Raw genomic sequence first — 22,732 nt, 5'->3', positions numbered from 1 at the left:
TGTCGCCGCCCTGGACCCCGCCCCGGCTCACGTCACGTGGTGAACGCCGAGTACCGCACCCGCGCGGTCTCGGCGTTCACGTAGGTCACGTTCACGTTGACGTAGTACGCGTCCGTCCCGGGATGCCCGGTGACGTCGAGCTGGAAGCAGTAGTCCGAGCCGTGGACGCAGGCCTGGGTGCCCGGGCCGCCGGGCTCGGGCGCCTCGGGGTAGGTGTCCGTCAGCCAGGCGCTCACGGCCGCGCGCGGCATGCGGAAATCGGCCTGGTAGTTCGTGTCCATCCAGGATTCCACCGTGCACTTCGCGTCCTGCGCGCCCGTCGGCAGCTCGGCCCCGCCGAAGGCCAGCGCCTCGGCACAGGGCACCTTCTCGATCCGGGTCCCGTCCTGTTCCTCGTCGTCGGTCAGCACCCAGACGACGGCCAGCGCCACCAGGCCCACCACCAGTGACACCGGCAGAGCGAGGATCGCCGCCACGAGGCCCCACCGCGTCCGGCCCCCCGGCTCCGGCGGTACGACCGCCGCGGGCCGCTCGCCAGTCTCGCTTCGCTCGTTCGCCATGCGATTCCCCTCCACCCGTCACCGCCCCTTGGTGCAACAGGCCGGATCATGTCAGCTCAGGGCTGACAGGCCCCTGCCGGGCTTGCCACCCCCCTCCCCGCATGGGGGAGGATGGCAGGATCCGTACGAAGGGAAAATCACGGTGAGCATCGACCCGTCCTCGATTCCGAACTTCGGGGGCCAGCAGGAGCCGCAGCCCCAGGGTGGACCGGCGGGCCCCGTCGTCCCGGATCAGGACCTCGTGAAGCAGCTTCTCGACCAGATGGAGCTGAAGTACGTCGTCGACGACGAGGGCGACCTCGCGGCGCCGTGGGAGGAGTTCCGTACGTACTTCATGTTCCGCGGCGAGGGTGACCAGGCGGTCTACTCGGTGCGGACGTTCTTCGACCGGCCGCACAAGATCGACGACAAGGCGCAGCTGCTCGAGTCGATCGACGACTGGAACCGCCGCACCCTGTGGCCCAAGGTCTACACCCACACCCACGACGACGGCACCGTCCGCCTCATCGGCGAGGCGCAGCTGCTGATCGGCGCCGGTGTGAACATCGAGCTCTTCGTCTCCTCGACGGTGAGCTGGGTGCGGGCGGCGATCGAGTTCGACAAGTGGCTCGTGGAGCAGCTGGGCCTGGAGTCGGCGGTCAACGACGCCGACGAGGAGCCCGGTGACGGCGCCGAGAACGTCGAGAAGGCCGAGGACGACGAGTAGGTCCGCGACCTGCCCATACATCGAGCGGGCGCCCGTCCACACCCTGTGGACGGGCGCCCGCTCGCGTGCGGCCCGGTCCGTCGACCCGCCGCTTTCCGGCCTGTCCCGGCCGGCCCGTCTCAGCCGGCCAGTGTCTTCAGGCGGCTCGCCGCCTCCTCCAGGACGCCCACCCGCTTGCAGAACGCGAACCGTACGAACGGCGCGCCCGCCTCGCGGTGGTCGTAGAAGACGGCGTTCGGGATGGCGACCACGCCCGCGCGCTCGGGAAGCGAGCGGCAGAAGGCGAAGCCGTCGGTCTCGCCGAGCGGGCGAATGTCGGTGGTGACGAAGTACGTGCCGGCCGGGCGGAAGACCGCGAAGCCCGCGTCCGCGAGCCCCGCCGCCAGCAGGTCGCGCTTGGCCAGCATGTCCGCGCGGAAGGCGTCGAAGTACGTGTCGGGCAGGGCCAGGGCCTCGGCGACCGCGTACTGGAACGGGCCGGACGACACGTACGTCAGGAACTGCTTCGCCGAGCGCACCGCCGTGACCAGTCCGGGCGCCGCCGTGACCCAGCCGACCTTCCAGCCGGTGAACGAGAACGTCTTGCCCGCGCTGCCGATGGTGACCGTCCGCTCCCGCATCCCGGGCAGCGTCGCCAGCGGCACGTGCTCGGCCTCGTCGAACACCAGGTGCTCGTACACCTCGTCCGTCACGACGAGCAGGTCCCGCTCCACCGCCAACTCGGCGATCGCCGTCAGCTCCTCCCGGGTGAGGACCGTGCCGGTCGGGTTGTGCGGGGTGTTGATCAGCAGCAGCCGGGTGCGCTCGGTGACCGCGTCGCGCAACTCGTCCAGGTCGAGGCGGAAACGGGCCTGCTCGGGGTCCGGGCGCAGGGTGACCGGCACCCGCGCGGCGCCCGCCATCGCGATGCAGGCCGCGTAGGAGTCGTAGTACGGCTCCAGGGCGACGACCTCGTCACCGGGCTCCAGCAGCGCCAGGAGGGTGGCGGCGATGGCCTCCGTGGCGCCCGCGGTGACCAGGACCTCCGTGTCCGGGTCGAAGGAGAGGCCGTAGCGGCGGCGCTGGTGGTCGGCGATCGCCGTGCGCAGCTCGGGGACGCCGGGGCCCGGCGGGTACTGGTTGCCGCGCCCGTCCCGCAGCGCCCGCACGGCTGCCTCGCGGACCTCCTCGGGACCGTCGGTGTCGGGGAAACCCTGCCCCAGGTTGATCGAGCCGGTCGCCGCGGCCAGGGCGGACATCTCGGCGAAGATCGTCGTCCCGAACTCGGCGAGACGGCGGTTGAGGAAGGGGCGTGCGGTGGAGGTCATGCCCGTCATCCTGCGCCGAAGCTCTGGAGTTCCTCAACTCTGCTTTGGCGGTCGAGACGGGCGGGCATCCCCCGTTCACGCGGCGCTCGGGCGCCGTGCGAGGCGCCCACGGGGGGCCGCTTCGGGGGACACGGAAGGAGGGTGACGCCATGGTCTTCGGCATCATCCTGGCGGTGGTCGGAATCGCGTTCGTGGGGGCCATGGTGGCCAACGTCCGCAGGCGCAGCGCCGAGAGGTCGTACCGCGGCGGGCGGTCACGCCGATACGGCGGCGGCGGGAGCGCCGCCGCCGGCGGAGGCGGTGGCAGCTGGTGGGCCGGCGGGGGCGACAGCGGCTCCGGCGGCGGCCACGGCGGCCACGGAGGCCACTCCTGCGGAGGAGGGTCGTCCTGCGGGGGCGGATCGTCCTGCGGCGGAGGCGGCGGATGCGGCGGCGGAGGCAGCTGACACGGGGCAGCTGAGCTCCCCGCAGGGGAGCCGCATCCGGACCGCGGGGCCCGCCCGGACCACGGGCTCCGCGGTCGCACCACGCATGACGGCCGGAGCGAATACCCGCCCCCGCGCCTTTCATGTGGGGCGTGCGGATGCACGTCTGGGCCGCTTGGGGGACGCCATGGTTGAACAGTTGAGCTGTGGACCCCCCGGGGGATGGAAACCGCACGAAGTTGGGTAAAAACGCTGTGGAGCCACCGCAGTTCATGATTCCCTCTAAACCACCAACGCAGCCCCTCGGACCCTTTCGGACGTCCCGAGCGGACGACCTTCCCAGACCGGGCTGACCGGGGCCTTCTCCCGGCTTCGACCGGGGTGCGCCGGACCTACCCCCTCTTCTCTTTGCGTCTCCGCGGAGCCGATCCATGCTCACGACCCTGAACACCTCCTACACCGACACGCGCGCGGCCGACCTCGCCTGGGCCCTGGGGCGGGAGCCGCTGCCCGCCCTCGCCACGCTCGACCTCGAACTGTCCGCTGCCAAAATGCAGTTGAGGCTGCTCGGCGCATCGCACCAGGTGCTGCTGGAGGCGGAAAAGGGCGGCTGTTGTTCGGAGACGGTGGCCTGCATCCCCGGCAGCAGCACCCCGCTCCCGCTCGGCGTCGCCAAGCGCGTCGGCGACTGGGAGTACGAGTTCGCGGCCCGCGTCGAGGTGCTCTCGCCCGGCCAGTTCGCGGCCCGCGCCCAGGAACTCCTGGCCCTCGTCTCCGAGCATCCGCACGGCCTCGCCGGTGTCTTCCCCGGAAGCCCGCACGCCTTCACGGCCCTGCTCGCCCACCGCGGCGACGGCCAGGTGCACTGGCGCACCTGGCATGCCTACCCGCAGGACGGCCAGCTGGTGGCTACCAGGACGAGGGTGGGGGTGCGCGCGCGGCCGGGCGATGTCGACCTGCCCGCGAGTGCTTCCGCCGGCGCGGGCTGAAGCGACGGCGGCTCAAACGTCCGGATGCGGATGCCCTCGGATTCCACACGTGTGGGTGACGAAGGGCACCCATGTCGTCACGTAACGTCGCAGTTGTGATCGAACCGCACGCGCCGGCCCCGCCCCGTGTCCGGCCGGACCGGGAGCCGCCCCGGCACGGGCCCGCGCGGCTCCCCGTCCGACCGGACACGGGGCGGTTCCTGGTCCTCGCGTGCGTCTTCGTCTGCGCGGCCTGCGGTCTCGTCTACGAACTGGAACTGGTCGCCTTCGCCTCCTACTTGATGGGCGACTCCGTCACCCAGGCCTCCGTCGTGCTGTCCGTGATGGTCTTCGCGATGGGCATCGGCTCCCTCGCGGCCAAACGACTGCGCCGGTTCGCCGCGGCCGGCTTCGCCGCCCTGGAGGCGACCCTCGCCCTGGTCGGCGGGTGCAGCGCCATGGCCCTGTACGCGGTGTTCGCCTGGACGGGCGGCTGGGGCGGCCTGTGGGCCGACGGGCCCCGCTTCCTCCTCGTCGCGTTCTCCCTCGCCATCGGCCTGCTCATCGGCGCCGAGGTTCCGCTCCTCATGGAACTCATCCAGCGCGTCCGCCGCCAGGACGCGGGCGGCGCGGTGGCCGACCTGTTCGCCGCGGACTACGTGGGCGCGCTGGTGGGCGGCCTCGCCTTCCCCTTCCTGCTGCTGCCGTTCCTGGGCCAGCTGACCAGCTCCCTGCTGACCGGCGGGATCAACGTCGTGGCCGGGGCCGCACTGGTCCTGGGCCTCTTCCGGCGCGACCTCACCTACCGGGCCCGCTGCCTGCTGCTCGTCGCCAACATCACGGTCCTCGGCGTCCTCGCCTCCGCGGCCGTCCTCGTCGACGACTTCGAACGAGCGGCACGGCAGGCGGTGTACGGCGACGACGCGCGCGTGGCGGTGGGGACCGGCCTCCAGGAGATCGTCCTCACCGGCGGCACCGACGGCCGTCCCCTCGACCTCTACCTGGACGGCCGCCTCCGCTTCGCGGGCCGCGACGAACGGCGCTATCACGAGGCCCTGGTCCAGCCCGCGATGAGCGGCCCGCACGCGCGTGTGCTGATCCTCGGCGGCGGCGACGGCCTGGCCGCCCGGGAGGCCCTCGGCCACCCCGGAGTGCGCCGCGTCGACGTCGTCGCACTCGACCCCGGCCTGGTCCGGCTGGCCCGCACCCACCCGGCCCTGTCCCGTCTCAACGGCCACGCCTTCGGCGACCCGCGCGTCCACGTGGCCACGGAGGAGGCCTTCCAGTGGCTGCGCGGGGCCCCTCCGGCGACGTACGACGTGGTCGTCGCGGATCTGCCCGACCCCGGCATCACGGCGAGCACGAAGCTCTACTCCCAGGAGTTCTACGGCCTCGCCCGCCGCGCTCTCGCACCCGGCGGCCGCCTCGTCGTGCACGCCGGCCCGGTCGCCACCCGGCCGCGCGTGTTCTGGACGGTCGAGGCGACGATGCGCGCGGCCGGCCTGCACACCGCCTCCTACCGTGTGGACGGCCGTGACACCGGCCTCACCGCGGGCCCCGACCGCACCGCCGGCACCTCCCGGGCGCCCCGTGACTGGGGGTTCGTCCTGGCCGGCGTCGACACCCGCCCGCCGCTGCGCCTCGGCCGGCAGCAGCCCCCACCTCGCACCCTGACCCAGGCGGAGCTGACCGCGGACGCGCGGGAGGCGGAGCGGACCCGGGTGGCGGGTCTGCGGGCCTCGACGCTGGTGCATCCGCGGTACTGAGCGGTGGTGAGTGGTAGTGAGCGGTGTGCCGGGGCGGGATCGGGGCGGGATCGTGGCCCGGACACGCGTGACGGCCTGTCGGTGAAACCGGTGAAACCGGTGAAACCGGCGGGACCCGGCGGCGCGGGCGATCGGGCGGGCCGTCACGAAGGCCAGGCTGGGGTGGTGCTGGGCCTGGATCGCGGCGGTGCTGGGGCGGGTACTGGGCCCGGATCTCGGCGGTGCCGAGGTGGTGGCGAGGTGGTGCGGAGGTGATGCCGGGGTGTACCACCGGCCCTGGCCCGCCGGGCCGATTCCCGGTTTCGCCAGGTGCTTTCCGGTGAGCGCTGGGTAGGCTCCGCTGTCATGGAGCAAGAGGTGTTCGTTCCGGTTCCGGCCGAGCGGTTGAGGGCGGCCCTCGCGGATCCCGCGCAGGTGGCCCGGGCGGTCCCCGGCCTCCAGCAGGACGTCGGCACCGATCCCGTCGCGGGCCGGCTGAAGGTGCGGGTCGGCGGCCACACCATCACGTACCGGGGCGCCGTACGGGTCTCCCCGCGCGAGGACGGTGCCTACGCCGTGGAGGGCGACGCGACCGAGGCGCGCGGCAGCGGTGTGGTGAAACTGGCCCTCACGCTGCGGCTGCGGGAGGCCGAGGCCGGCTCCACGCTCCGCTTCGAGGGGACCGCGTCGGCGGACGGCCGGATCGCGGAGCTGCCGTCCGAGGCGGTGGACTCGGCGGTCTCCCGGCTGCTCAACCGCTTCGCGGTCAACCTGGCGGCGGCGGTCCCGCAGGAGACGGCGGAAGCCGCCGAAACCGCGGCGGAGGAGGACCCGGGCGCGGGCGCCGAAACCGCCGATGAGGTGGACGACGCCGTTGACGTGGACGACGTGGACGACGTGGACGACGTGAACGAGGTGGACGACGTGGACGAGGTGGACGACGCCGTTGACGTGGACGACGTGAACGAGGTGGACGACGTGGACGACGTCGACGACTCGTCGACCCCCGCGTCCGTCTTCGAGGCGGAGGTTTCCGCCGCCGGGCTCGACGACCTCACGGGGCCCGCGGAGCCGCCCGCGGAGGCCGCGCACGCCCGCCGGACGATGATCGGGCGCAGCGCCGAGGAGGTGGACCACGCCCCGCCGCGCGGGCGCTACGCGCCGGTCCCGGCCCCGCAGACCGTCGTACCGAACAGCACGCTGCGGTGGGCCGCTCCGGCTGCCGCGCTGGTCGTGGCCTCGGCGATCGTGGTGGGCAGGGCGCTGCGCCGACGCGGCTGAGGCCGACGGGGCACGGCGGCCACGGCGGCGGCACCCACAAGAAGGCCCCGGCGATGGCCGGCCGCGCCCACCCTCTCGGGCAGGCACCACGAACTGCCCCGTTCGAGGCCGACAACGCGGCCCGGTTTCTTCGCCCGGCGTCTCGGCCGGACCGCCACCGCACCGGTCCGATCGTCCCAGTAGGGTCGTCCCGTGAGTGACGAAGACATCACGCTGACCGCGGGCGACGCGGAGGTGACCGTGCAGCCGGGCAACGGCGGCCGGGTCGGGGGGCTGCGCGTCGGCGGCCTCGAACTGCTGCGCCAGGGGGAACGCTTCGGCTGCTTCCCGATGGTCCCCTGGTGCGGCAGGATCCGCGACGGCCGCTTCCGGGACGGCGGGGACGTCCACCAGATGCCGCTCAACGCCGCGCCGAACGCCATCCACGGCACCGTCCGCGACGGTGCCTGGAAGGTGGCGCGGCGGACGGCCGGCGAGGCCGTGCTGACGTACGAGCTGGTGGCGCCCTGGCCCTTCGCCGGTCTGGTCACCCAGGTGTTCACGCTGGCCGAGGACGCCCTGACCCTCGCGATGGCCGTCGAGACCTACGACTCGTCCTTCCCGGCGCAGATCGGCTGGCACCCCTGGTTCAACCGCAACCTGGGCGGCCCGGGCGGCGAGGAGGGCCAGGACGTGCGGATCTCCTTCCAGCCCGGGTGGCAGGAGGAGCGCGGCGACGACCATCTGCCGACCGGCAACCGCATCGCGCCGAAGGCCGGCCCCTGGGACGACTGCTTCGGCATGCCCGGCGGTGTCGACGTCGGCCTCACCTGGCCCGGCCGGCTGGCGCTGACGGTGACCAGCTCCGAGGAGTGGGTCGTCATCTACGACGAGCAGGAGGCGGCCGTGTGCGTGGAGCCGCAGACCGGCCCGCCCAACGGACTGAACACGCTTCCGCGCCTGGTCACGCCCCTGGAACCGCTGGAGGCCGACACCACCTGGCGCTGGACCCGGCTCTGAGCTTCGGCTCGGATTCCCCCTCCGGGCTTCGCCTCTAAGCTGAGGGGCATGACGGACGTACGTGGCGCGCTGCTGCAACAGATCAAGGACAAGGCCGTGGTGCACGGCAAGGTGACCCTGTCGTCGGGTCTGGAGGCCGACTACTACGTCGACCTCCGCCGCATCACCCTCGACGGGGAGGCCGCGCCGCTGGTCGGGCAGGTGCTGCTCGACCTGACCGCCGAGCTCGACTTCGACGCGGTGGGCGGTCTGACCATGGGCGCCGACCCGGTGGCCGGCGCCATGCTGCACGCGGCCGCCGCTCGCGGCCGGCGGCTGGACGCCTTCGTCGTACGCAAGGCGGCGAAGGCGCACGGGCTCCAGCGGCGGGTCGAGGGCCCGGAGATCAAGGGCCGGCGCGTCCTGGTCGTCGAGGACACCTCCACCACCGGCGGTTCGCCGCTCGCCGCCGTGGAGGCCGTGCGCGAGGCGGGCGCCGAGGTCGTCGCGGTGGCGACGATCGTGGACCGGGCGACCGGCGCCGACGAGAAGATCCGCGAGGGCGCGGGCGTGCCGTACCTGTTCGCCTTCTCGAAGGATGAACTGGGTCTGGACTGACGGGCCGCTTTGACCTGCACTTGACCGGCGTGTGGACCAGGCGTGGACCATTCGCGCATGTCTGGAAAGATGGGGACGACGATGACGTCGCACCCCAGGTCTAGGTCAGGGCCGTAGTACGCAGATCGACAGATCGCCAACCCGCAGATACCAAGGAGCGGACAGATGCCCATCGCAACCCCCGAGGTCTACAACGAGATGCTCGACCGGGCGAAGGCAGGCAAGTTCGCCTACCCGGCCATCAACGTCACCTCGACCCAGACCCTGCACGCGGCTCTGCGCGGCTTCGCCGAGGCGGAGAGCGACGGCATCATCCAGATCTCCACGGGTGGCGCCGAGTTCCTGGGCGGCCAGTACAGCAAGGACATGGTGACGGGCTCCGTGGCCCTCGCCGAGTTCGCGCACATCGTCGCCGAGAAGTACCCGGTCACCGTCGCCCTGCACACCGACCACTGCCCGAAGGACAAGCTCGACGGGTACGTACGTCCGCTGCTCGCGGTCTCCGAGGAGCGGGTGAAGGCCGGCCGCAACCCGCTCTTCCAGTCGCACATGTGGGACGGCTCGGCCGAGACCCTCGCCGACAACCTCGCCATCGCGCAGGAGCTGCTGGAGCGCGCCCGCGCCGCGAAGATCATCCTCGAGGTGGAGATCACCCCGACCGGCGGCGAGGAGGACGGCGTCTCGCACGAGATCAACGACTCCCTGTACACGACGGTCGACGACGCGGTGCGCACCGTCGAGGCGCTCGGCCTGGGCGAGAAGGGCCGCTACCTGCTGGCCGCGTCCTTCGGCAACGTCCACGGTGTCTACAAGCCGGGCAACGTCGTGCTCCGCCCCGACCTGCTCAAGGAGCTGAACGAGGGCATCGCCGCGAAGTACGGCAAGCCGGCCGGCTCGCAGCCGTTCGACTTCGTCTTCCACGGCGGTTCCGGCTCCACGGCGGAGGAGATCGCGACGGCGCTGGACAACGGCGTCGTCAAGATGAACCTCGACACGGACACGCAGTACGCCTTCACGCGTCCCGTGGCCGACCACATGTTCCGCAACTACGACGGCGTCCTGAAGGTCGACGGCGAGGTCGGCTCCAAGAAGACCTACGACCCGCGGACCTGGGGCAAGCTGGCCGAGGCGGGCATGGCCGCGCGTGTCACCGAGGCCACGCAGCACCTGCGTTCGGCGGGCCAGAAGATCAAGTAACCCCGGAGCGGTACCGGGTGACCCTCAGAGGTACCCGGGAGTACTACGGGTACGGGTGAGCCCGGCGTCTGTCTACGGCGCCGGGCTCGCTGTATACCTGGGACATGCCCGATGTCCGGTTGGCCTCGCCCCGGGGCAAGTGGATCCTGCTCACCACCGTGCTCGGCTCCAGCATGGCCCTGCTGGACTCGACCGTCGTCAACGTCGCCCTCCCGCGCATCGGCCGCGACCTGGACGCCGACCTGGCGGCCCTCCAGTGGACCGTGAACGCGTATCTGCTGACGCTCGCCGGGCTCATCCTGCTCGGCGGCTCCCTGGGGGACCACTACGGACGCCGGAAGGTGTTCGTGGTCGGGGTGGTGTGGTTCGCCGCCGCCTCGCTGCTGTGCGGGATCGCCCCGAACGCGGGCGTGCTGATCGCCGCGCGGGCGTTGCAGGGGGTCGGCGGCGCGCTCCTCACGCCGGGTTCCCTCGCGCTCATCCAGGCCTCCTTCCACCCCGACGACCGGGGGCGGGCGGTGGGCCTGTGGTCCGGGTTCGGCGGCATGGGGGCGGCCGTGGGGCCGTTCCTGGGCGGCTGGCTGGTGGACGGCCCGGGCTGGCGGTGGGTGTTCCTGCTGAACGTGCCGCTGGCGGCGGTGTGCGTGCCGGTGGCGCTGCGGCACGTGCCGGAGTCGGACGGGCGGCCCCTCCGCTCGGGCGCGACGGAGAGCGCGACCGGGAGCGCGACCGGTAGTGCCGCCGAGAGTGCCGCCGAGGGCGCCGCCGAGGGCGGGAAAGGCCATCCGCATGTGCGCACGCACAACCACTTCGACGTGCTCGGCGCCTTCCTGGGCGCGCTGGCGCTCGCCCTCGTCACGTACGCGCTGATCCAGGCCCCGAGCGGGCCCGTAGGGGTCGTCACGGGGGTGGCGGTCGCGGGGGTGGCGGCCGGCGTCGCCTTCGTGGCGGTGGAGCGCCGCAGCCCGGACCCGATGCTGCCGCTGGGCATCTTCGCGTCCCGCCAGTTCACGGCCGTCAACCTCGTCACCCTGTGCGTGTACGCGGCCTTCGGCGGCTTCTTCTTCCTGTCCGCGGTCCAGCTCCAGGTAGTGGTCGGCTGGTCCGCCCTCGGCGCGGGTACCGCGCTGCTGCCGACGACCGTGCTGATGCTGCTGCTGTCCGCCCGCTCCGGCGAACTGGCCGAGCACATCGGGCCGCGGATCCCGCTCACCGTCGGTCCGCTGCTGTGCGCCGCCGGGATGCTCCTGATGCTGCGCGTCGGGCCCGGCGCGTCCTACGCCGCCGACGTCCTGCCCGCCGTCCTGGTCCTGGGCTGCGGCATGGTCGCGCTGGTCGCCCCGCTCACCGCGACCGTCCTGGCCTCCGTGGACGTGTCCCGGGCCGGTGTGGCCAGCGGCGTCAACAACGCGGCGGCCCGCGCGGCCGGTCTCGTGGCCGTTGCGGCGCTGCCGCTGCTGACCGGCATGAGCGCGGAGGCGTACCGCTCGGCAACCGCGTTCGACGACGCTTTCGGGCGGGCGATGGTGCTGTGCGCCGGAGTGCTCGTACTGGGCGCGGTGGTCGCCTTCGCGACGGTACGCCGCCCGGCCCCGGGCTGCCGCAGGCCCGAGTGCAGGACGCACGGCAGCGTCCTGGCGCCACCGCTGGAGGGAGCACGCGCGAAGGGACGCCTGGACGCCTGACCTCGGACAGGCCTGGGTGCGGGTTGCGCGACGTCGAGCAGGCTGCGATGGCGGGTTGCGCGACGTCGGGCGGGCTGTGGTGACGGTTGCGCGACGTCGGGCGGGCTCCGGTGGTGGGTTGCGCGCCTCGGGCGGGCTGCGGTTGCGGGTTGCGCGACGTCGGGCATGCGCCGGTTGCGGGTTCCGCGTTCTCGGGCATGCGCCGGTTGCGGGTTGCGCGACGTCGGGCGGGCTGTGGTGACGGTTGCGCGACGTCGGGCGGGCTCCGGTGGTGGGTTGCGCGACGTCGGGCATGCGCCGGTTGCGGGTTGCGCGCCTCGGGCGGGCTCCCGTGCGGGTTGCGCGACGTCGGGCAGGCCCTGGGGACAGGTTGCGCGACCCCGATCGAATCCTGCGGAGAAGTCCTGGGAACAGGTCCTGGGGCACGGCCGCCCGGGTTTCCCGGGCGAGCGGGGCCGAGGGCCCGCGGATGGCGCAGACTGGACGCATGTCCATTCACGAAAACCTCCTCGGGGGACCGCCCCCGACCCACCTCCCCGACGACCCCGAGCCGCGCGAGCTCCTCGCGAACGGCACGGCGCCCGCCGATGTCGCCGCGAAGTACCCGACGTCCTCGCTGGCCTGGGCCCAGCTCGCCGACGACGCGTTCGAGCGGGGCAGCGTGGTGGAGTCGTACGCGTACGCCCGTACGGGGTACCACCGCGGCCTGGACAGCCTGCGCCGCAACGGCTGGAAGGGCCACGGCCCGGTGCCGTGGGAGCACGAACCGAACCGTGGCTTCCTGCGCGCCCTGCACGGCCTCGCCCGCGCCGCGCAGGCGATCGGGGAGCAGGAGGAGTGGGAGCGCTGCTCGCAGTTCCTGAAGGACTCCTCGCCCACGGCGGCCCAGACCCTGGGATAGCCGTTCACCTGCGTGTTCTTCCGAGGCCCGTCTGGTGTGACCCAGGCGGGCCTTGCGTTTACCGGTCGGCATTGCGCACTATGTGCCGGTGGGGACCGGGGCCCCCGTGTCGGTAACGGCAGGGGCGGACCGCTACCCGGAGTACAACAGGAGACAGCGATGTCCCAGCAGGCTCAGCCTCAAGAGGCTTCGGAGCCCGAGACCCCGCATCTCGACTTCGCAGGTACGACTCCGTACGAGGACTACGTCAAGGCGGACGTGCTCACCCACCTCCAGCACACCCTCTCCGACGATCCCGGAGAGATGGTCTTCCTGGTCACGACCCAGGTGATGGAGCTGTGGTTCACGGTCATCGTGCACGAGTGGGAGACCGCCGCGCAGGCGCTCCGCCAGGACCGGGTGCCGGTGGCGATCGACGCGCTGAAGCGTTCCGTCCGAGAACTGGACGCCCTGAACGCGTCCTGGCGGCCGCTCGGGCAGCTGACCCCGGCCCAGTTCAACTCGTACCGCTCCGCGCTCGGCGAGGGCTCCGGCTTCCAGTCGGCGATGTACCGTCGCATGGAGTTCCTGCTCGGTGAGAAGTCCGCGTCCATGCTGGTCCCGCACCGCGGCGCGCCCCGCGTCCACGCGGAACTGGAGAAGGCGCTGCACGAGCCGAGCCTGTACGACGAGGTGCTGCGGCTGCTGGCCCGGCGCGGTCACGCGATCCCGCCGTCCGTCCTGGAGCGTGACATCTCGCGGCGCCACGAGCCCTCGGCGGAGGTCGAGGCGGTCTGGACGGCCGTGTACTCGGGTGACGAGGGTGACGAGATAGCGCGCCTCGGCGAGGCCCTGACGGACGTCGCCGAGCTGGTGTGGCGCTGGCGCAACGACCACCTCGTCGCCACCCGCCGCGCGATGGGCGCCAAGGCGGGCACGGGCGGCTCGGCCGGGGTTGCCTGGCTGGAGAAGCGCGCGCAGAAGAACGTGTTTCCCGAGCTGTGGACGGCCAGGTCCCATGTCTGAGCGACTCGACTTCGGGCAACTCGGCGTCAAGGCAAAGGAGTTGGACGGCGGCGACGAGCTGGCGGGCAAGCGCGCCCAGTTCCTCCTCGACGACGGCGTCTACCTCGACGGCAACTCGCTGGGCGCGCTGCCGCGATCCGTCCCCGGGCAAGTCGAGGACGTCGTACGGCGTCAGTGGGGCGCGCTGAAGATCCGTTCCTGGGACGAGAGCGGCTGGTGGACGGCGCCCGAGCGGATCGGCGATCGGATCGCCCCGCTGGTGGGTGCGGCGGCCGGGCAGATCGTGGTCGGCGACTCGACGAGTGTCAACGTTTTCAAGGCACTGGTGGGCGCGGTACGCCTGGTGGACGGCGCGCGGGACGAGATCCTCGTCGACGCGACGACCTTCCCCACGGACGGTTACATCGCCGAGTCCGCGGCCCGCCTCACCGGCCACACCCTGCGCCCGGTGACACCGGGCGAGGTGCCGGACGCGCTGTCGGAGCGCACGGCCGCCGTACTGCTCAACCACGTCGACTACCGCACCGGGCGGCTGCACGACCTGCCGTCGCTCACCGCCGCCGTGCACGAGGCGGGTGCGATCGCCGTCTGGGACCTGTGCCACAGCGCGGGCGCCCTGCCCGTCGGTCTCGACGAACACGGCGTGGACCTCGCGGTCGGCTGCACCTACAAGTACCTGAACGGCGGCCCGGGTTCACCGGCGTATCTGTACGTCCGCAGCGGCCTCCAGGACCGTTTCGACTCGCCGCTGCCCGGCTGGAACTCGCACGCCGAGCCCTTCGGCATGCGCGGGACGTACGAGCCGGCGACCGGTGCGCGGCGGGGGCGGGTCGGCACCCCGGACATCCTGTCCATGCTCGCCCTGGAGGCGGCACTCGAGGTCTGGGACGGCGTCCCGGTCGAGGCGGTGCGGGCGAAGTCGTTGGCCCTGACGGACTTCTTCCTGGAATGCGTCGCCGCGTACGTCCCCGAGGGGCGGGTCGAGTCGCTGACTCCGGTGCGCCACGAGGAGCGCGGCAGCCAGGTGGCGCTGCGCTGCGAGGATGCCGGCGAGGTCATGGAACGGCTGATCGGGCGCGGGATCGTCGGCGACTTCCGCCGCCCGGACGTCCTCCGCTTCGGCTTCACCCCGCTGTACGTGGGGTTCGCGGACGTCGAGCGGGCGGCGCGGGTGCTGGCGGAGGAACTGCGCTGAGGTTCTGCGCGGTTCTGCGCCGCGTCTGTGGTGCGTCCGCGTGGTGCGTCCGCGCGAAGGAACCGCGCTGACCTGGTGGACTGACCCGGTCGGCTGAACCGGCCGGGTCTCCCGGGCGTACCTAGGGGTACGCCCAGGGGGTTTCCCGGCGGGCGGGCCTGCCGGGGCGACGGAAGAGCAGAACCGTTTACCTCTCACCGAGCGTGACATCCGCGTGTCCGCGCACGTCACGGGCCTGATAGCGTCCCGGCCAACGGCCGAATTCTCTCCTGGTCCGCCAAATCCGTTTCGCCGCTGAGAGGTTGGAGCATGCCGGACGACGTTGTCGAAGCCCGGGCCGCCGCCGAGGAGGCGTCGGCCTTCGCGCATCCGCCCGTCGAGCCCGACGTCACCACCGCGTACGGCGATCACCCCGACCAGGTGATCGACTTCTACGTCCCGCGCACGCAGGTGGGCCCGGGCGGTCCCGTCCCGCTCGTCGTCGTGCTGCACGGCGGCGCCTGGCGGGCGCCGTACGACCGGCGGCACATCACGCCGTTCGCGGACTACCTGGCCCAGCGCGGGTTCGCCGTGGCCAATGTGGAGTACCGGCGGGGCGCCGGGAGCCCGGCCCCGGAGGGGACATCCCCGATCGCGGGACGCTGGCCGGAGACCTTCGACGACATCGCCGCGGCCCTCGACGCGCTCCCCGCCCTGGTCCGGGAGGCCGTGCCGCAGGCCGACGCGCGCCGCACGGTGCTCACCGGCCACTCGGCGGGCGGCCACCTCGCCCTGTGGGCGGCGGCCCGGCATGTCCTGCCCGCCGACGCGCCCTGGCGCACCGGGGGCTCGGCCTCGCTCCGAGGCGTCGTCGCACTGGCCCCGATCGCCGACTTCGAGGTCGCCGGGAAGCTCGATGTGTGTGGTGGCGCGGCCGATCAACTCCTCGGTGGCAAGGAGAAGTTCGAGGAACGGCGGCCCTACGCCGACCCTGCGCTGCTGTTGCCGACCGGCGTCGCGACGACCCTGGTCCAGGGCCGCACCGACCTGGTCGTCCCGCAGGCGGTCGCCGAGGCGTACGCGGACGCGGCGGCCAAGGCGGGGGAGGTGGTGGGCCTGACCCTGTTGGAGGACGTCGGCCACTTCCCGCTGATCGACCCGGCGGCGGACGCGTGTGCGGTGGTGGCGGAGGAGATCGCACAGCTCGCGTGGTAGCCGTGGCCCCGGTTCGGCGGGGTGAAGTCCCTTGAGTCGTACCCGTAGTACCTGAGAGCTACGTCGGAGAAGAGCTCCCCAGTGGGACGCGAACGACGAGCGCGGATCCGTAACTTCCAAGCCAGACAGGCCCGATGGCCGGGCGTACTGGCGGGGGAGGGGTCGGGATGGCGGAGGTTCGTTCTCGAGGGCGATGGCGTCGTTCGGGGGAGACAGGACGGGATCGGCGACGTGGAGGGGCAGTGCCCCGGGACCGGAGCCGTGACGGTGGAGCGCCCCGGGGGCGGAGTCGTGACGGTGGAGCGCTCCAGGGGCGGCGCTGGGTCCGCGTTCTGCTGGCCGTCCTCGTCACCGCCGCCGTGGTCGTCCCCCTCACGGCAGCGGCGGCCCGGCCGCGGATCCCGGCCCCGGCTCCCGCCGCTCTCGGCCCGGTGGCGGCGGCGACGCTGGAGGAGGCGTACACCGCCAACCGGGCCAACGCCGCGCTGTCGTCCCGGATGGCCGCCGCCCACGGGGACCGCCACCGTGCCGCCGCGGACCGGGCGCTGGCCGCCCCGTCCCGCAGGCTGCTGTCCTTCGACGGCCGGGGTTCCGGCCGGGCGGTCGAGGTGTTCGGAGACCTCGCCCACGCCGACCGTGTCGCCGTCCTCGTACCGGGCTCCGACACCTCGCTGGACACCTACGAACGCTTCCGCGCGGGAGCGGCCGCACTGCACCACCGGCTCGTCCGGCAGGCCGGGTCCCCGCGTACGGCGGTGGTGGCCTGGCTCGGCTACACCACCCCCGGCACGATCAGCACCACCGCGATCACCCCGGACCGCGCCGACCAGGCGGCCCCGGACCTGCGGGAGTTCCTGCGCGAGCTGCGCGCCGTCACCGGTTCGGGCACCGGGGTCACCCTTCTGTGCCACTCCTACGGCTCGGTCGTGTGCGGCCGTGCCGCCCCGCACCTGGACGTGACGGATCTCGTCCTCCTCGGCAGCCCGGGCACGGGCGTGGAGGCGGCGGCGGACCTGCGCACCCGCGCGCGGATCTGGGCGGCCCGGGGCGCCGACGACTGGGTGGCGGACGTTCCGCACGTCAGCGCCGACCTGTTCGGCACGACGGTCGGCTTCGGCACCGATCCCCTGTCACCGGCGTTCGGCGCCCACGTCTTCGCGGCGGGATCCGGCGGCCACAGCGACTACTTCAGGCCGGACTCGGCCTCTCTGGTCAACATCGCCCGGATCGTCCTCGGCGAGACCTCGGAGGTCACCGGTGCGTGAGACCCGGGAGCGTGAGACGCAGGGGCGTGCGATACGGGCACCCGGGTCACCGGTGCATGAGTCACCGATGCATGGGTCACCGGTGCATGGGTCAACGGCGCGTAGGTCATGGGAGCGTGGGTCGCGGGGGCGGGTGTTGCTCGGGGTCCGGCAGGCCGTCGGCCGGATCGACGCCGCCACGCCCCCACAGCGCGACCGGGCCGTGGACGCCCTGCGCGCCCTGGCGATCCTCGGTGTCGTCCTCGGCCACTGGCTGGTGACGGCACTCGTCGCCGACGGCGGAGTCCTGCGGGCCGCGAGCCCGCTGGGGCCCATGCCCTGGCTCGCCCCGGTGTCGTGGATGTTCCAGACCCTCGCGGTGTTCTTCATGGTGGGCGGTCATGTGGCGACCCGAAGCCTCGCCTCGGCCCGCGCGCGGGGCGGGACCTACGGCGCGTGGCTGCGAACCCGGCTGGCTCGGCTGTTCGTCCCGGTGGCAGCCGTGCTGGCGGTGTGGACGGTGGCCGCGGCCGGCCTCCTGCTCGGCGGCGCGTCCTTCGTCACCGTGCACACCGTGGTCAAGCTGGCGTTGTCCCCCCTCTGGTTCCTGCTGGTCTTCGCCGTGCTGACGGCGGCGACCCCGCTGCTGGTCAGGCTCAACCCGCTGTGGCCGCTGGCCGTCGTCCTCCATGTGGACCTGGTGCGCTTCGGCCTGGGCGGCCCGTCCTGGCTGGGCTGGGTGAACGTGGCGGCGGGCTGGCTGGTGCCGTACACCGTGGGCGCGGCCTGGACCCGGGGCGAACTGGAGCGACCCCGCGCGGGGCGGCTCCTGCTGATCGGCGGGGTGGTGGTCACGGCGCTGCTCGTCGGCTTGGCCGGCTATCCGGCGTCGATGGTGGGCGTGCCGGGCGCGGCGGTGTCCAACCTCAACCCGCCGACGCTGGCCGCCGTCGCCTTCGGACTCGCCCAGTGCGGAGCGGCGCTGTTGCTGCGTGACCGGCTGCGCCGTGCCATGCGCGGGCCCCGGGTCTGGGCGGCGGTGGCGCTGGTCAACCTCTCGGCGATGACGGTGTTCCTCTGGCATCAGACGGCCATGATGGCGACCACCGCGACCGGCCTGTTCGCGGGCCGTCTCCCCGGCCTGCACACGGTCCCCGACGGGCTGGACTGGGTGGCGGCCCGACTGCTGTGGCTGCCCGTCTTCGCCCTCGTACTGGGGGTGTGCTGGGCGGCGTTCCACGGCTTCGAGAGCGGCGGAGGGCGGCGCGTGCGCAGAGAGCCGGGCGGGTCACGCGTGGTGCGCGTCGGACACCGTGGGAAAACACCGGGGCCGCGGGAGACGCGGCGTGTCTAGGGTGGTGCGGATGAACGGCGTGGGGGAGTGGCTGACCAGGGGCCTGCGGGCGCTGCGGGACGACCTGTGGACGATCCGGTTGGCACCGTTGCCGCCGTTCGTGCTGCTGCGCCGCCTGCCGCACTGGCACGCGATGCTGGTCGGCATCGCCGTCGTGCTGGCCGACGTGGCTCAGATCACCGACGAATACCGTCAGGGTGCCGGCTACGCCCTGTCCTGCTCCGTCGCACAGGGCGCGGCGCTGGTGCTGGCCCTGTGGCGGCCGGTTCCGGCGTGGTGGCTCTCGACGACGGTCACGGTGGTCGTGGCCCTGGGCGCCCGTTCCCAACTGATGTCGGGCCAGGCCGAGCCCGCCGCCTCCTGGCCCTGGGGCGTACCCGGTCTGATCGCCCACGCCATGGTGCTGCTCCTGTTGTCGCTGCGCCTGCCCACCCGCGCCTCCGTGGCGGCGCTGGGCATTACCGCGCTGGTCACCTACGTCCTGGAAGGGCTTGTCGGCGCTGCCAACTACGCGCCGAGCGGTCCTGCGGCGCTGATCGTGTTCGCGGTCGTGGTGCTCCTCGGCAGCGCCCTGCGCGGCCGCCGCGAGGCCCGCACCCGGCTCGTCGAGCAGGAGACCATCACCGCCGAGGAACGTGCCCGCCGCACCGTGCTCGAGGAGCGCAGCCGGATCGCGCGCGAGCTGCACGACGTGGTCGCCCACCACATGTCCGTGATCTCCATCCAGGCCCAGGTCGCCCCTCACCTGGTGGAGAACCCCTCCGAGGAGCTGAAGGAGAACCTCGCCGGTATCCGGCAGAACGCCGTGGAGGCGCTCACCGAACTGCGCCGGGTGCTCGGGGTGCTGCGCTCGGAGAACCCCGAGGACCCCTACGGCCTCGGGGCGGCCGGCACCGGAGCCGCCCCGGACACCCCGCAGCCCACGCTGGACCGGCTCGACGCCCTCATGGAGAACACCCGCGCCGCGGGGCTGGACGTGGTCGCCAGGATCGAGGGCGAGGCTCCCGTGTATCCGCCGGGAGTGCAGCTGTCGGCGTACCGGATAGTGCAGGAGGCGCTCAGCAACGCCCTGAGGCACGCGCCGGGTTCACGGGTGCGGGTGGAGGTCACCCACCATGAGCGGGGTCTGCACCTGGAGGTCAACAACTCCCGCCCGCGCGAACCCGCACCGCCCTCCCCCGGAGCGGGGCACGGGCTGCTCGGGATGCGTGAGCGAGCGGTGATGCTGGGCGGCCACGTCAGCGCGTACCCGACCCTGCACGGCGGTTTCGCGGTCTCGGCGTTCCTCCCGAGGGACGGCGCGGCGACACCCCGCGGCGGCTCGGGCCCCTACGACGACCCGGCCGACCTCGACGACTCCGCCGGTCCCGGCATCCCGGACGGCCTCGAACTCGTCTTCCCGGACGACCGGGACGACCGGGACGACCCGGAGTACCCGGGCGTTCGGCCCCCGACAGAAAAAGGAAACCGATGACGACCGCCGGTACCATCCGCGTACTGATCGCCGACGACCAGGAGATGGTCCGGCAGGGCTTCACCGTGCTGCTCAACGCCCATCCGGGTATCGAGGTGATCGGACAGGCGGTGCACGGTCTGGACGCCGTCGCGAAGGTCGCCGAACTCGATCCGGACGTCGTTCTGATGGACATCCGCATGCCCGAGCTCGGTGGCATCGACGCCACGAGCCGCATCACCCTCACGCACCCCCACATCAAGGTGCTGGTGCTCACCACCTTCGATCTCGACGAGTACGTGTACGACGCGCTGCGGGCCGGGGCGTCCGGGTTCCTGCTGAAGGACGCGTCCGCGGACCAGCTCGCCGAGGCGGTCCGGGTGGTGGCGGCCGGCGACGCCCTGCTCGCGCCCGTCATCACCCGGAAGCTGATCGCCGAGTTCTCCCGCCTCGACGGCAGGCCCAGAGCTCCGTTGAAGGAGCGAGTCGGCGACCTCACCGAACGCGAGACGGAGGTGCTCACGCTGATCGCGCAGGGCCTGTCCAACGCGGAGATCGCCGACCACCTGTTCGTCGCCGAGCAGACCGTGAAGACGCACGTGGGCCGCATCCTGACGAAACTGGGGCTGCGGGACCGCACCCAGGCGGCCGTGCTCGCGTACGAATCGGGGCTGGTGAGACCGGCGGGGTACTGAGCGGTGGTTCCCCGACGGCTCCTCCTCCGACCCGTAGTACTTGAGAGGGATCCGACGGAACCCTTCTCACTGGTGACGACCGAGGCCCCTTCCTCCGCATACCGTTTTGAACGTGACCGATACGACGCAGACGCACACCGCGCACCCGGACGACCCGGACGAGTCCTACCGGCCGCGCAGTCCGGAGGTCCGGGCGGCCGCGGAAGCCCTGCGCGGCCTGCGGGAGGACCTCTTCCACGACGCCTTCGCCTACCGCCCGCTTCCCCGCAAGGAACCCGGCCGCCTCACGCGCGGCCTGAAGGGCCGCAAGCGGGAGTACGCCGCCTGGTCCCGGCACGCGATGGTCGGGGCGGCCGGCGCCCTGGCCATGTTCATCGCCTGGGGCGACGACTCGGGCGGCGGCGTGGGTCTCCTGACCGGTTTCCTCGCTCTGGCCCCGGTGCTGCTGACGCTGGTGCGGCCGGTCGGCGCTTTCTGGCTGTCGATAGCGGCGACGACCATCGTGGCCGTCATCGGCACGACGTACGGCGAGTGGCCCTGGCTGCCGGGCAGCTTCGCCGCCCACCTGATCGTCCTGACGGTCGTGGCGATACGCACCCGCCCGCGCACGACGGCCTGGATGTGGATGCTGACGGCGGCCTACGGCTTCGTCGCCGAGACCTTCTTCAGCTGGGGCCACGACCTCACGAACGTCGCCCCCATGCTGGTCTTCTCCGCGATCATCCTCCTCGCCGTCACCGTCTGGCACATCCGCCGGCAGGCCGAGGAGGAGGTGACGGCCCAGCAGTCGGTGACCGCGCACGAGCGCTCCCGCCGCACACTGCTGGAGGAGCGCACCACGATCGCCCGAGAACTGCACGACGTCGTCGCCCACCACATGTCGGTGGTCGCCATCCAGGCCGAGGCCGCCCCCTACCGGGTGGAGAACCCTCCGCCGGAGCTGGAGAACGCCTTCGCCACCATCCGGGAGAACGCGGTGGCGGCTCTCACGGAGCTGCGCCGGGTCCTGGGCGTGGTCCGCGCCGAGGACTACGAGGTCCCCGACGCCCCACAGCCCACGCTCGCCGAACTCGACGGGCTCCTCACCAACGTGCGGGAGACGGGCCTGGACGTGGAGAAGACGGTGACCGGCGCGGTGCGCGAGCTGCCGCAGGGCGTGGAGCTGTCGGCGTACCGGATAGTGCAGGAGGCACTGAGCAACACATTGCGCCACGCTCCCGGCGCGGGCGCCCGCGTGGAGATCGGTTACGTGCTGGGCGGCCTGGGGCTGCGGATAGTCAACGGCGCACCGCCGAACCCGTCCCTGATCAAGCCCTCGCCCGGCGCCGGTCACGGCATCACGGGAATGCGGGAAAGGGTGAGCATGCTGAACGGCGAGATGACGGCGGAACCGACGCCGGCGGGCGGCTACGAGGTGACGGTGTTCCTGCCGGTGCCCGCCGCGAGTGAGAGTGGAACATGACGATCCGAGTACTGATCGCCGACGACCAGATGATGGTGCGCGAGGGCTTCTCGGTCCTGCTGAACGCGATGCCGGACATCGAGGTCGTGGGCGAGGCGATCAACGGCCGAGAGGCGGTCGACCGGGTCCGCGAACTGGCCCCGGACGTGGTCCTCATGGACATCCGTATGCCCGAGCTGAACGGCATCGAGGCGACGCGGGAGATCGTGGCGGCGGACGGCGCGGCGAAGGTCCTGGTGCTGACGACCTTCGACCTGGACGAATACGTCTACCAGGCGCTGCGCGCGGGCGCCTCGGGCTTCCTGCTGAAGGACGCGTCGGCCCGCCGGCTGGCCGACGGGGTACGGGTGGTGGCGGCGGGCGAGGCCCTGCTGGCCCCGTCCGTCACCAAGCGCCTGATCACGGAGTTCTCGAAGCTGTCCGACACCCCGCGACTGTCCCTGACCGCGCAGGCGGCCTACGGGGAACTGACCGAACGGGAGACGGAGGTACTGGTCCTGATCGCCCAGGGTTTGTCGAACCTGGAGATAGCCGGCCGGCTGGTGGTGGCGGAGTCGACCATCAAGACCCACGTGAGCAGGATTCTGGTCAAGCTGGGCCTGCGGGACCGCACCCAGGCGGCGGTGTTCGCGTACGAGGCGAGGTTGGTGACCCCGGGCTAGGGCGGGCCCCGGATCCCACGGCGGCACGGTGGTCCACACCCCAGCGTGGCGCTCCCCCGACGGATCCCCCCACCGCCCCCAGCCCCATGCCGCGCCC

At 72.6% G+C, this 22,732-nt stretch carries 21 protein-coding genes; 19 read left to right on the top strand and 2 right to left on the bottom strand.

Annotated features, from left to right (window positions below; genetic code table 11):
- Positions 1–32 precede the first annotated feature (32 nt).
- Positions 33–560 carry a hypothetical protein gene (locus ACIPFH_RS21475; protein ID WP_401828471.1) on the bottom strand — a complete coding sequence of 176 codons (528 nt, stop codon included), beginning with the start codon at positions 558–560 and terminating at the stop codon, positions 33–35.
- 142 nt (positions 561–702) lie between these two features.
- Between ACIPFH_RS21475 and ACIPFH_RS21470 the strand changes: the two genes are divergently transcribed.
- A complete protein-coding gene (locus ACIPFH_RS21470) occupies positions 703–1,266 on the top strand; it encodes a YbjN domain-containing protein (RefSeq protein ID WP_401828470.1) in 564 nt (187 codons plus the stop codon).
- Positions 1,267–1,385: 119 nt separating this feature from the next.
- Here the strand turns inward: ACIPFH_RS21470 and ACIPFH_RS21465 are convergent, their stop codons facing one another.
- Positions 1,386–2,582, bottom strand: coding sequence for a pyridoxal phosphate-dependent aminotransferase (locus ACIPFH_RS21465; protein WP_401828468.1), 1,197 nt, complete (start codon positions 2,580–2,582; stop codon positions 1,386–1,388).
- A 140-nt stretch (positions 2,583–2,722) separates the two neighbouring features.
- Between ACIPFH_RS21465 and ACIPFH_RS21460 the strand changes: the two genes are divergently transcribed.
- The 18 genes from ACIPFH_RS21460 to ACIPFH_RS21375 all read left to right on the top strand — a co-directional run bounded on the left by ACIPFH_RS21460 (position 2,723) and on the right by ACIPFH_RS21375 (position 22,635).
- Positions 2,723–3,019, top strand: a complete 297-nt coding sequence (locus tag ACIPFH_RS21460; RefSeq protein ID WP_401828466.1) for a hypothetical protein — start codon at positions 2,723–2,725, stop codon at positions 3,017–3,019.
- A 410-nt stretch (positions 3,020–3,429) separates the two neighbouring features.
- Positions 3,430–3,987: a DUF2617 family protein gene (locus ACIPFH_RS21455; RefSeq protein ID WP_401828464.1), complete on the top strand. Its 558-nt coding sequence runs from the start codon at positions 3,430–3,432 to the stop codon at positions 3,985–3,987.
- Between the two features lie 95 nt (positions 3,988–4,082).
- Entirely contained in the window at positions 4,083–5,732 is a 1,650-nt protein-coding gene (locus ACIPFH_RS21450) for a polyamine aminopropyltransferase (protein WP_401828463.1), read from the top strand.
- A 345-nt stretch (positions 5,733–6,077) separates the two neighbouring features.
- Entirely contained in the window at positions 6,078–6,992 is a 915-nt protein-coding gene (locus ACIPFH_RS21445) for an SRPBCC domain-containing protein (RefSeq protein WP_401828461.1), read from the top strand.
- A gap of 192 nt (positions 6,993–7,184) precedes the next feature.
- Positions 7,185–7,991, top strand: coding sequence for an aldose 1-epimerase (locus ACIPFH_RS21440; RefSeq protein ID WP_401828460.1), 807 nt, complete (start codon positions 7,185–7,187; stop codon positions 7,989–7,991).
- A 48-nt stretch (positions 7,992–8,039) separates the two neighbouring features.
- Positions 8,040–8,588 carry an orotate phosphoribosyltransferase gene (gene pyrE, locus ACIPFH_RS21435; RefSeq protein WP_356254714.1) on the top strand — a complete coding sequence of 183 codons (549 nt, stop codon included), beginning with the start codon at positions 8,040–8,042 and terminating at the stop codon, positions 8,586–8,588.
- 165 nt (positions 8,589–8,753) lie between these two features.
- Positions 8,754–9,785 (top strand): class II fructose-bisphosphate aldolase, encoded by a 1,032-nt coding sequence (gene fbaA, locus ACIPFH_RS21430; RefSeq protein WP_401828458.1) that lies wholly within the window; start codon positions 8,754–8,756, stop codon positions 9,783–9,785.
- A gap of 104 nt (positions 9,786–9,889) precedes the next feature.
- Positions 9,890–11,470, top strand: a complete 1,581-nt coding sequence (locus tag ACIPFH_RS21425; RefSeq protein ID WP_401828457.1) for an MFS transporter — start codon at positions 9,890–9,892, stop codon at positions 11,468–11,470.
- A gap of 487 nt (positions 11,471–11,957) precedes the next feature.
- Positions 11,958–12,371: a DUF3151 domain-containing protein gene (locus ACIPFH_RS21420; RefSeq protein ID WP_401828455.1), complete on the top strand. Its 414-nt coding sequence runs from the start codon at positions 11,958–11,960 to the stop codon at positions 12,369–12,371.
- A 159-nt stretch (positions 12,372–12,530) separates the two neighbouring features.
- On the top strand, positions 12,531–13,376 hold the full coding sequence (locus tag ACIPFH_RS21415; protein ID WP_356254726.1) for a tryptophan 2,3-dioxygenase family protein: 846 nt from the start codon (positions 12,531–12,533) through the stop codon (positions 13,374–13,376).
- Complete coding sequence (kynU, locus tag ACIPFH_RS21410; protein WP_401828453.1) at positions 13,369–14,571, top strand: kynureninase; 1,203 nt, start codon at positions 13,369–13,371, stop codon at positions 14,569–14,571. Before ACIPFH_RS21415 ends, kynU begins: the two co-directional genes overlap by 8 nt.
- Positions 14,572–14,880: 309 nt before the next feature.
- Positions 14,881–15,765: an alpha/beta hydrolase gene (locus tag ACIPFH_RS21405; protein WP_401828451.1), complete on the top strand. Its 885-nt coding sequence runs from the start codon at positions 14,881–14,883 to the stop codon at positions 15,763–15,765.
- A gap of 335 nt (positions 15,766–16,100) precedes the next feature.
- Positions 16,101–17,030 (top strand): alpha/beta hydrolase, encoded by a 930-nt coding sequence (locus tag ACIPFH_RS21400; RefSeq protein ID WP_401829218.1) that lies wholly within the window; start codon positions 16,101–16,103, stop codon positions 17,028–17,030.
- A 67-nt stretch (positions 17,031–17,097) separates the two neighbouring features.
- Positions 17,098–18,363 carry an acyltransferase gene (locus ACIPFH_RS21395; RefSeq protein WP_401828449.1) on the top strand — a complete coding sequence of 422 codons (1,266 nt, stop codon included), beginning with the start codon at positions 17,098–17,100 and terminating at the stop codon, positions 18,361–18,363.
- A 10-nt stretch (positions 18,364–18,373) separates the two neighbouring features.
- Positions 18,374–19,837 (top strand): sensor histidine kinase, encoded by a 1,464-nt coding sequence (locus ACIPFH_RS21390; protein WP_401828448.1) that lies wholly within the window; start codon positions 18,374–18,376, stop codon positions 19,835–19,837.
- Positions 19,834–20,511: a response regulator gene (locus tag ACIPFH_RS21385; RefSeq protein ID WP_401828446.1), complete on the top strand. Its 678-nt coding sequence runs from the start codon at positions 19,834–19,836 to the stop codon at positions 20,509–20,511. The genes ACIPFH_RS21390 and ACIPFH_RS21385 overlap by 4 nt, the downstream gene beginning before the upstream one ends.
- Before the next feature lie 112 nt (positions 20,512–20,623).
- On the top strand, positions 20,624–21,973 hold the full coding sequence (locus ACIPFH_RS21380) for a histidine kinase (RefSeq protein ID WP_401828444.1): 1,350 nt from the start codon (positions 20,624–20,626) through the stop codon (positions 21,971–21,973).
- Entirely contained in the window at positions 21,970–22,635 is a 666-nt protein-coding gene (locus ACIPFH_RS21375; protein WP_401828442.1) for a response regulator, read from the top strand. Before ACIPFH_RS21380 ends, ACIPFH_RS21375 begins: the two co-directional genes overlap by 4 nt.
- Positions 22,636–22,732 lie beyond the last annotated feature (97 nt).

Source organism: Streptomyces sp. NPDC088157 (assembly GCF_044741545.1).
Classification (GTDB): domain Bacteria; phylum Actinomycetota; class Actinomycetes; order Streptomycetales; family Streptomycetaceae; genus Streptomyces.
The sequence above is the reverse complement of the archived record's forward strand: the minus strand, read 5'-3'. Positions and strand labels throughout refer to the sequence as shown.